Source organism: Neptuniibacter sp. (genome assembly GCF_024231755.1).
Lineage (GTDB): Bacteria > Pseudomonadota > Gammaproteobacteria > Pseudomonadales > Balneatricaceae > Neptuniibacter.
Window position 1 is genome coordinate 1 of record NZ_JAAEQH010000146.1, and the last position, 6,186, is coordinate 6,186.

The 6,186-nt window shown below is 48.9% G+C and carries 8 protein-coding genes; 1 reads left to right on the forward strand and 7 read right to left on the reverse strand.

Annotated elements, in window-relative coordinates:
* The first annotated feature begins 167 nt into the window (after nt 1-167).
* Entirely contained in the window at nt 168-599 is a 432-nt protein-coding gene (locus GY843_RS08150; RefSeq protein WP_297308405.1) for a hypothetical protein, read from the forward strand.
* An 18-nt stretch (nt 600-617) separates the two neighbouring features.
* On the opposite strand, the gene GY843_RS08155 is transcribed toward GY843_RS08150, so the two are convergent.
* The 7 genes from GY843_RS08155 to dapC form a co-directional block, all read right to left on the reverse strand.
* Nucleotides 618-1,001: a hypothetical protein gene (locus GY843_RS08155; RefSeq protein WP_297308407.1), complete on the reverse strand. Its 384-nt coding sequence runs from the start codon at nt 999-1,001 to the stop codon at nt 618-620.
* Nucleotides 994-1,266: a hypothetical protein gene (locus GY843_RS08160; protein ID WP_297308409.1), complete on the reverse strand. Its 273-nt coding sequence runs from the start codon at nt 1,264-1,266 to the stop codon at nt 994-996. Before GY843_RS08160 ends, GY843_RS08155 begins: the two co-directional genes overlap by 8 nt.
* Nucleotides 1,267-1,276: 10 nt before the next feature.
* Nucleotides 1,277-2,104, reverse strand: a complete 828-nt coding sequence (locus GY843_RS08165) for a putative RNA methyltransferase (RefSeq protein WP_297308411.1) — start codon at nt 2,102-2,104, stop codon at nt 1,277-1,279.
* Nucleotides 2,105-2,112: 8 nt separating this feature from the next.
* Nucleotides 2,113-3,258, reverse strand: a complete 1,146-nt coding sequence (gene dapE / locus GY843_RS08170) for a succinyl-diaminopimelate desuccinylase (protein WP_297308413.1) — start codon at nt 3,256-3,258, stop codon at nt 2,113-2,115.
* A 186-nt stretch (nt 3,259-3,444) separates the two neighbouring features.
* Nucleotides 3,445-4,476, reverse strand: coding sequence for a 2,3,4,5-tetrahydropyridine-2,6-dicarboxylate N-succinyltransferase (gene dapD, locus GY843_RS08175; RefSeq protein ID WP_297308415.1), 1,032 nt, complete (start codon nt 4,474-4,476; stop codon nt 3,445-3,447).
* A gap of 53 nt (nt 4,477-4,529) precedes the next feature.
* Nucleotides 4,530-4,874, reverse strand: a complete 345-nt coding sequence (locus GY843_RS08180) for an ArsC family reductase (protein WP_297308417.1) — start codon at nt 4,872-4,874, stop codon at nt 4,530-4,532.
* A gap of 27 nt (nt 4,875-4,901) precedes the next feature.
* The gene (gene dapC / locus GY843_RS08185) at nt 4,902-6,098 is read right to left on the reverse strand and encodes a succinyldiaminopimelate transaminase (protein ID WP_297308419.1); all 1,197 of its coding nucleotides are present in this window, start codon (nt 6,096-6,098) and stop codon (nt 4,902-4,904) included.
* Nucleotides 6,099-6,186 lie beyond the last annotated feature (88 nt).

A 6,186-nucleotide genomic window follows, 5' to 3' on the forward strand; every position in this document is an offset into this window, starting at 1 on the left:
AGGCGTTTGTAGCCCTCTCCGGTGATGTATTTCGAACTACGAGGCTGGGGTGGACGCCATCTTCCCATATGAAAAATATTCTCTTAATTTTTATTAAGTTAGGGTAAAGGATTCTAGCCTTTAGCCGATAAAAACGGGACAGGTTATTCGGAAATAATTTTAGCAGTATGCGCGCAGAACAGATTCAAACCAGAATTGAAGGTTACACTTCCAATCTGAGCCAAGCGGTTCAGAGTGGTAGCGGTGCGCAATTCTCAATGCTGCTTAGCCTGATTCATTCCAATCAGCAACTGGTTAAACCGGAAGCTGCTGCGCAAAGCGGCGGTGCTGAGTTTAAGCTACCAGCAACAGAATCCACTTATCCTGATCCTAATGAGATCTATGATGATCAGGTTGTCGAGCGTCTGAATAATGCGATTCATGAGGGCCGGGTGGGTGATTTCGCCTATGTGAATGGCTACTTGTATAGTCATTCGCATACGCCGCGTGAGCAGCAGTTAGCGTCGGATGAATATGCAAAAGTTGCTTTGATGTCGACGGGTAAGTTGATGATTGAAGAGATTGAAACATCTAAGCAGCAGATTAGAGCTGCTGCCTGATCTTAATCTAAGTCCGATTCAGGTTCGCCACTGAATCTTTTCCTGCTCACCATTTTCTACTTTCCAGTATTCGTCCGGATCATCTCCATCATTCCAGCCTGAAGCGATGCAACGAATCTGTGTATCCATGCCTTGTGATGCGGCATGAGCACAATCCAGATCGGTATTCCAAGAGGTGTTGTTGGTTTTAAACCAGACGCTGACCCAAGCCTTGCCGGCTACTTTCTCGTGGATCATTACCTCAACTGGTTGGCCCAGGAACTCCATCTGCAGTTCATGGATCTGGCCTTTGGATGAGTGGGTGGTCAGGTTTTCGCTACATGACTGAAGCCACGCCTGAATCTCTTCCAGCGAACGGTTTTTTACGTAGATCTCGATATCAGGGTGTCGGATGTCAGTCATTATTGTCTTTAAACATTATTCGAAGAATTCGGAGTATGCTCAGGCTAAGATAGCCGAACGCGGCCAGTATGATGCCTGCACCGATGATGATCAAGCCAAGCAAAGCAACCAGCTCTTGAGTAAGAGAGCTATCTAGAGCGTATTCAGCCGCTCCCAAAACCACGAAACCGAAGAAGAAAGTAGCAAAACCGATCCCCAGAATCACCAAATTCTGGCGTGGGTTATCGGCGCGCTTGTATAACCAGTTTCTTAGTTTTGGGTTCATGGCGGTGTGATCATATACGAGTAAACAGCCCCAGATTTACGTCTAATGTCAGTTCAAGCTTTTCTTGTTGGCAAATCTCTGCTTTTGCTTCGCTGGAGAGCCGCTGGCTGTGGGGTGTCATCGCCAGTAGTGTGCTGATCTGCTCTGATGATTCCAGGCTAAAGTCATAACTGACCGTTTCCTGCTGCTGTAGCTGGAAATGTTCGCTCAGGGTTTGAACTGGATCAAAGTGGCTTTCTCTAATCTCTTTGTAGATCAGTCTGCGCAGTTCAATCAGGTGATTCTCTCCCGGCCAGGCTATCAGCAAGGAAGCACCGGGTTTCATAGGTTTTGCAAAAGCTTCAGGCATTAGGCGACTGAAAAGCACGAGTTGCAGGTCCAATGAATGCTCGGGCAGGGGAATATCTGCGCCGGAAGCAACAAGCCAGGTGATCTCTTTGCTCCGCTGACACGCTGCTTTAACGGCATGTTTGGATATATCGAGGCCAAGTAATGATGGCTCTATTGAATCGGGTAAAGCATCAAAAAGACGGGAGGTGTAGTAACCCTCACCGCAGCCCATATCCAGAATATTAGCCTGTTTGGTATCAGCCAAGGCTTCAGTAGCTAATCTGTTGATACTGTCGGATAGAGGCTGGTAGTAACCTTGATCCAGAAACTGACGGCGTGCCTGAACCATTTCGGCATTATCGCCGGGATCTTTGGAGCGTTTTTTGTGAGCTAACAGTAGATTCCAGTAGCCCTGACGCGCAGCATCAAAACTGTGGTTGTTTTCACAGCGCAGGTTCCTGTCCTGCTTATTAAGCAGGGATTTACAGACAGGACAGGTGAGTTGCATCAGCGGAATCAACTCTTTTTCAGTAAGCGAGCCAGAACGTTTTCGTAAATATCTGTAAGAGTATCCAGATCTTTACAGCTAACGCGCTCATTTACTTTGTGGATGGTTTTATTGATCGGGCCTAGTTCCACTACCTGTGCTCCAGTTGGTGCAATAAAGCGGCCATCGGAAGTGCCGCCGGAGGTAGAAAGCTCTGTGTCCAGTCCGGTAATTGCTTTGATTGATGTCTGGCACGCTTCAACCAGATCACCTTCCGCAGTCAGGAATGGATTACCAGACAGGGTCCAGTCGATATCCCAATCCAGATCATGTTTGTTCAGAATGTCGCGAACCCGGGTTTTAAGCTCATCCGCTGTTACTTCGGTGGAGAAGCGGAAGTTGAACATAATATCCACGTGGCCAGGAACAATATTGGTTACACCGGTGCCGCCATTGATATTGGAGATCTGAAAGCTGGTTGGGGGGAAGAAGTCGTTACCTTCGTCCCATACTTCAGCGGCCAGTTCAGCCAGGGCAGGGGCAGCCATATGTATAGGGTTCTTAACCAGATGCGGATAAGCAACGTGGCCCTGAATACCGCGAACTGTCAGTGTGGCTCCAAGAGAACCACGACGGCCGTTTTTGATTGCATCACCAACCTCTGCAGTACTGGAGGGCTCGCCCACGATACACCAGGTTATCTTCTCTCCGCGGGCTTCCAGGTGATCAACGACACGAGTTGTACCGTTAACCCACGGGCCTTCCTCATCACTGGTGATAAGCAGGGCAATAGAACCATCATGGTCTGGATGGTGCTCAATGAATCGCTCCAGCGCAACCATGAATGCAGACAAACCACCTTTCATATCCGCAGCACCACGACCACAGAGCATACCCTGGTCTATGGTTGCTTCAAACGGTGGAAACTCCCAGCGCTCTTCAGGGCCGGAAGGTACTACATCGGTATGACCTGCAAAGCAGAATACCGGTCCAGAATCACCACGACGTGCCCAGAAGTTTTTTACATCTTCAAACTGCAGACGTTCAATCTTAAAGCCCATCGCTTCAAGGCGCTCAATCAACACATCCTGACAACCTGCGTCTTCAGGAGTAACAGAGCGGCGACTGATAAGATCTTTAGCCAGTTCGATAGTTGGAGATAGATGCTGGGTCATGGTGGTGTGTTCCAGAGTTGGTTTAGCTATCAAATAAAGATAGGGCAAAACTGAGGTGAGAGCGTAACGAGCGCCGGTCAGGCAAGGCAAAACCTGCTGAAAAAGCGGAGGCTACATGAAGTAGCTGAGCATTTTGAAGCAGGTTTTAACGCAGTATGACCAAGCGCAGTAGCTATCACGCAGTTTTTAGTTGTGCTTGTGCAGCTCTTCGTTCAGCTCGATTGCTGATTTGTTCGTCTTAACTTCAATACGACCGTTCTGAGAGTTACGACGGAACAGCAGGTCAGATTTGCCAGCCAATACAGCTGCTTTAACTGTTTCAACTTCGTTGTTCTGGTCATCCAGAATAGTCACTTTGGAACCAGCTGTTACGTACAGACCTGCTTCCAGAGTACAGCGGTCACCCATTGGCAGACCCAGACCAGCGTTAGCGCCCAGCAGGCAGTTTTCGCCAACAGAGATAACTACGTTGTTACCACCGGACAGTGTACCCATAGTTGAGCAGCCGCCACCCAGGTCAGAACCGTTACCTACAACAACACCTGCAGAAATACGGCCTTCAACCATGCTTACACCCATTGTGCCAGCGTTGAAGTTGATGAAGCCTTCGTGCATTACCGTAGTGCCTTCACCTACGTGAGCACCCAGACGTACGCGGATCGCATCACCGATACGGATACCCGCTGGTACCACGTAGTCAGTCATTTTCGGGAATTTATCTACAGAGTTAACAGACAGGATGCGGCCCTGTGCACGTGCTGCCAGTTGGCGTTTTGGCAGATCGTCCAGAGAGATTGCGCCTTCGTTAGTCCATGCTACGTTTGGCAGCAGGCCAAAGATGCCACTCAGGTTGATGCCGTGTGGCTGTACCAGACGGTGAGAAAGCAGAGACAGCTTCAGGTACGCTTCTGCTGTTGTAGTTGGTTCTGCATCAGTTTCCAGAATACAAACAACCAGTGGCTGAGAAGTGCCGCTCAGGATCTCAGTGATCTCAGCCTGGTCTTCAGCGTCAACAGACAGGAATGCAGCTTCCAGATCTTTCAGCTGTGCAGCAGAAATTTCAATTGCAGCGTTACCGCCTTCGTAACCAACTTTTGCTGCAACCGCATTAACGATTGCATCATCTGCGTTCAGAAGTGGTGCGTTGTAATAAACTTCCAGCAGTTCGCCAGCAGAGGATTTAGTGCCTACACCCAGACCGAATGCAAAATTAGCCATGTTAATCTCCAGATTCCAAAAATTTTAAAATTCGTTGCGTTTGCAGAGAGGGCTTAGCCCAACAGCTCTGCGTATTCTGTATCTTTAAATCCAACCTTGCGGCAGCTACCGGTATCTAGAACCGGACGCTTAATCATCGCTGGATGTTCCAGCATCAGCGCGATAGCCGATGCTTCGTCGATATTCTGTTTTACTTCGTCAGACTGCTGACGCCATGTGGTGCCGCGTTTGTTCAGCAGAATTTCCCAACCCAGTTCATCAGCCCACTGTTTCAGCTGTGATTCTTCCAGGCCGTCTTTACGGAAGTCATGGAACTGATACTCAGTGCCATTATTTTCCAGCCATTTCTTGGCTTTCTTCATGGTGTCGCAGTTCGGGATACCGTACAGAGTAATCATCGTCGTTAGTCCTTTTATCGTTACTCTTTACAGTGCTTCAATGTATGCGCGGATGCGTTTAGCGGCTTCGACACATTCATCAACTGTTGCAACCAGTGCCATACGCACAAAGCCAGCACCTGGAAGAATACCGTCAGTTTCACGGGACAGGTAACGACCCGGTAGAACAGTTACGTTCTGAGACGCGAACAGGCCCTGAGCAAACTTGTCGTCAGCGATAGGTGTTTTAGCCCATAGGTAGAAGCTGGCATCCGGGCGCTGTACATCCATTACTGGACTGAGAATCTCAATTACCGCATCAAACTTGTGACGGTATTGATCACGGTTATCTAGCACGTGATCTTCATCGTTCCATGCCTCGCTAGAAGCCAGCTGATGCTGGATCGGCATAGAGCAACCGTGATAAGTACGGTATGACAGGAACGGTTTTAGTAGTGCAGCATCCCCGGCCACAAAACCTGAACGCAGGCCCGGCAGATTAGAACGTTTGGACAGGCTGTGCATGACGATACAATTCTTGTAATCATCACGACCCAGTTCAGCGCATGCCTGCAGCAAACCTACTGGAGCATTGTCTTCATCCAGATAGATCTCGGAGTAGCACTCATCAGACGCAACGATAAAGTCATATTTATCGGACAGAGCGATCAGCTTTTTCAGCGTATCAAGATCGGTCACAGCACCTGTAGGGTTGCTTGGTGAGCAAAGGAACAGGAGCTGGCAACGCTGCCAGATCTCTTCTGGTACCGCATCGTAATCAGGGATAAAGCCATTTTCAGGCAGGCAGTTCAGATAATAAGGCTCTGCACCTGCCAGATAGGATGCGCCTTCGTAGATCTGATAAAACGGGTTTGGCGAAATCACTATAGCGTCTGGTTTACGTTCCACCGCAGCTTGAGTGAAGGCGAAAATCGCTTCACGGGTACCATTCACTGGCAGTACATTATCTTCCGCACTAAGCGTGCCTGTATTCAGCTTGAAGCGGCGCTCACACCAGTTAGCAATTGCTTCACGCAGCTCGGGCATACCCTTGGTAGTTGGGTAGTTTGCCAGCTTACCCATATTGTTAATTAGGCACTCTGCCACAAACGGCGGGGATGGGTGCTTAGGCTCGCCAATAGAAAGCGCGATATGCTCCAGATCAGCAGGAGGTGTTACCTCTGCTTTCAGAGCGGTCAGTTTTTCAAATGGATAAGGCTGTAACAGACTGAGATCGCGGTTCATGCTGGTCCTTTCAATTGACGTTTTCAATTGCCGCCGGAGGCAGCTTATTTACTGAAAATAAGGGGCGGAATTATACCTGAGATCAGCA

Coding starts and splice junctions, on each gene's coding strand:
- GY843_RS08180 (WP_297308417.1), bottom strand. CDS start 4,874: ATGATTACTCTGTACGGTATCCCGAACTGCGACACCATGAAGAAAGCC.
- dapC (WP_297308419.1), bottom strand. CDS start 6,098: ATGAACCGCGATCTCAGTCTGTTACAGCCTTATCCATTTGAAAAACTG.
- GY843_RS08150 (WP_297308405.1), top strand. CDS start 168: ATGCGCGCAGAACAGATTCAAACCAGAATTGAAGGTTACACTTCCAAT.
- GY843_RS08165 (WP_297308411.1), bottom strand. CDS start 2,104: ATGCAACTCACCTGTCCTGTCTGTAAATCCCTGCTTAATAAGCAGGAC.
- GY843_RS08160 (WP_297308409.1), bottom strand. CDS start 1,266: ATGAACCCAAAACTAAGAAACTGGTTATACAAGCGCGCCGATAACCCA.
- GY843_RS08155 (WP_297308407.1), bottom strand. CDS start 1,001: ATGACTGACATCCGACACCCTGATATCGAGATCTACGTAAAAAACCGT.
- dapE (WP_297308413.1), bottom strand. CDS start 3,258: ATGACCCAGCATCTATCTCCAACTATCGAACTGGCTAAAGATCTTATC.
- dapD (WP_297308415.1), bottom strand. CDS start 4,476: ATGGCTAATTTTGCATTCGGTCTGGGTGTAGGCACTAAATCCTCTGCT.